The organism is Acinetobacter sp. (assembly GCF_036666595.1).
Lineage (GTDB): Bacteria > Pseudomonadota > Gammaproteobacteria > Pseudomonadales > Moraxellaceae > Acinetobacter.
On record NZ_JAVWVO010000145.1, the window covers coordinates 1 to 533 of the forward strand.

1 protein-coding gene is annotated in these 533 nt (G+C 38.8%); it reads left to right on the top strand.

Going from position 1 to position 533, the window contains the following annotated elements; genetic code table 11:
* Nucleotides 1–102 precede the first annotated feature (102 nt).
* Nucleotides 103–533, top strand: a 431-nt coding sequence (locus RR876_RS17275) for a GH25 family lysozyme (RefSeq protein ID WP_332637214.1), incomplete at its 3' end; no start/stop codon positions are given.

Sequence of the window (533 nt, forward strand, 5' to 3'; positions counted from 1 at the left end):
AAATTCCGAAAAACCAAGCCATATAACATTTACACCTGCTTCGTCATAGTTTTGAGATACAGATCACGTTAAACTAGCCTCATTCTGATAGATAAAAAACCCATGCCAAAACGATCTATAAAAAAGCAACGACAATTTACCCGTTATGGTTCAATATTTGCCATCGCGTTATTGTGCGGCGTGATCAGCATCAGTTTGGCCATTTTCTATCATAATTCCGCCTCTGCCGAAACTTACCCCATCAAAGGTTTTGATGTATCTCACCATCAAGGTGTGATTGACTGGAAAAAGATTTCCCCTCAGCAATATCAATTTGTTTATCTGAAAGCCACCGAAGGCGGTGATTATCAAGACGATCAATTTCAAAATTACTGGATGGAAGCACGTGAACGTGGCATGCATGTCGGTGCTTATCATTTTTATCGTTTATGCCGTGAAGGGAAAATACAAGCACAGAATTTTATTGAAACTGTTCCAAATAAATCCAATGCCTTACCGCCTGTAATTGACTTGGAATATGACAGTAATTGCAT